Annotated in this window: 2 pseudogenes; both read left to right on the forward strand. The window is 72.3% G+C overall.

Annotated features, from left to right (window positions below):
* Nucleotides 1-236: 236 nt before the first annotated feature.
* Nucleotides 237-532: pseudogene (locus tag GJ633_RS16300) on the forward strand (hypothetical protein); the annotation flags it as partial.
* A gap of 84 nt (nt 533-616) precedes the next feature.
* Nucleotides 617-1816, forward strand: a pseudogene (locus tag GJ633_RS16305) (hypothetical protein).
* The last annotated feature ends 73 nt before the right edge of the window (nt 1817-1889 follow it).

Below are 1889 nucleotides of genomic sequence, written 5' to 3' on the forward strand. Positions count from 1 at the left end.
GACTGGGGCTTTGGAGGTTCATCATCGGTTTATAAATGACGTCGTACAGCCGAGCGGCTGGGGCTTTGGAGGTGTCCACGGCACCCGTAGTGATTGATAAATACGCGGCTGGTCTCCCTATAGGCGGGTCCACGACCGCGACGACCGTTTATAAACCACCGACGAACATGCCGCCCCTAACGATCTGATTGTAGTATCGCCAACGGACCTATATCCGACGCGCCGGTACGGCCCCCATGGACGACCGGCTCGAACGCGTCATCCGCCAGCAGCTCCGGAAGGCGGGTCGCAGTTCGCGGAGGCCAGGCGGGCGTACGCCGAGGGACGGGACGACCCCGACGGCGACGCGGCCGGCGCGGCGCGGTACGACCTCCCGACGGACGACGAGGGGAACGCGCGGATCGTCTGCCGGCGCCACGCGGAACGGCGGGCGGTCCCCGTCGACGTCGAGGGGCGCCCCGCGTGTTTCGAGGCCGACCATCCGGACTGCGAGGGCTGCGCCGAGGACGTGCGAGCGGGGTTCGTCGAGAGTGGTGACCGCGACGCCGGCGCGGCGGCCGTGGAGGCGACCATACGCACCCGAACCGGTTTTACTCCCCGCGCCCTCACGCGTCTTATGAAACGGACGACCGTCGTCGCCGCGCTGCTCGTCGTCGCGGGCGTCGGGCTCGTGCTCTCCGGCTTCTTCGCCGGGCCGCCGCCGGACGACCCGGAGACGACGGTCCCCACGGAATCGCTCATCGAGGTCGAGGGCGAGTACGACCTGTGGCCGTACACGAGCCGGACCACGTCGGTCGAGGGGCGGACGCTCGCGATCAACGTGGTGTTCCACGCCGACGCCGAGACGACCCGCCGGGCGATCGAACACCGGCCGAACGCGGGCTGGGAGGAGACCGACGAGGAGGAGGCGGAGGCGCCCCCCAACGCCGATCAGATCCGGGCCATCGTCGAACGCGACTGGGAGCACGCGCACAGTTCGACCCGGTACAGCTACGTCCAGGGACCCGAGAGCGGGCTCTGGCTGCGGGAGACGTTCGAACTCCACGACGGCGCCTACCTCGGCGTGCGGGACCACCTCCGGGCGTACGAGTCGCCGGACGGGGCGTACACCGCGGTGCAGGCCCACGAGGAGTACTACGACTGGTTCCGGCTGCGCCACACGGTCCCGACGATCGACGAGCCCAAGACCCGACTGGAGAACGAACTCATCCGCGGCCCGATCGACGCCGAGGTCCGCCGCGAGTACCGCGGCATCAACGGCGGGTGGAGCGACGGGTGGCTCACGATCGTCGAGCTGGCCTCGGCGGCGTCGCTGGCGGCGATCGGCGGGACCCTGCTCCGCCGACAGACGCGGCAGGCCGCCGTCGACCTGGTTCGTCGGGGGCGGCGGGAGACCCGTCGACACGCGCGCGCCGCCGCGCTCGGCGCTGCCCTCGGACTCGTCGTCGTCGGCGTGCGCGTGGTCGGGGTGGCGGTCGAGACCGCGGTTCCGGCGCTCCGCCGACGGCGATCGCCGCCCCGCTGTACCTCGTCCTCGCCGTCGGATTGCCCGCGCTCGTCGTCGCCCGGGCGCGCGAGTGCGACCCCACCGCGGCCGCGCTGGCCGTCGGGACCGGTCTCGCGCCGGGTTCGTCGCCGACTTCGCCGCGCTCGGGGTCGCGGTGCCGCCGGACCTCCTCGTCCACCGGGTCGCGCTGCTGTCGGCCCCTGGGGGGTGGTCGCGACGGGACGCGCGGCGGCGGACCGACCCGCGCTCGCGGCCGGTCTCGCCGCCTGGCTGGTCGGGCTGGCGCTTCCGCTCGCAGACGTGATCTGACGCCCCCGCCGTTCCCGTTCTCGCGTCGGTGTCGGCATCGTTCTCGATCGGTCCTCGGCCGCCGTCGTTCGGC

Origin of the sequence: Halorubrum sp. CBA1125, from assembly GCF_009742825.1 — an archaeon.
In the GTDB taxonomy this organism is placed as follows: Archaea; Halobacteriota; Halobacteria; order Halobacteriales; family Haloferacaceae; genus Halorubrum.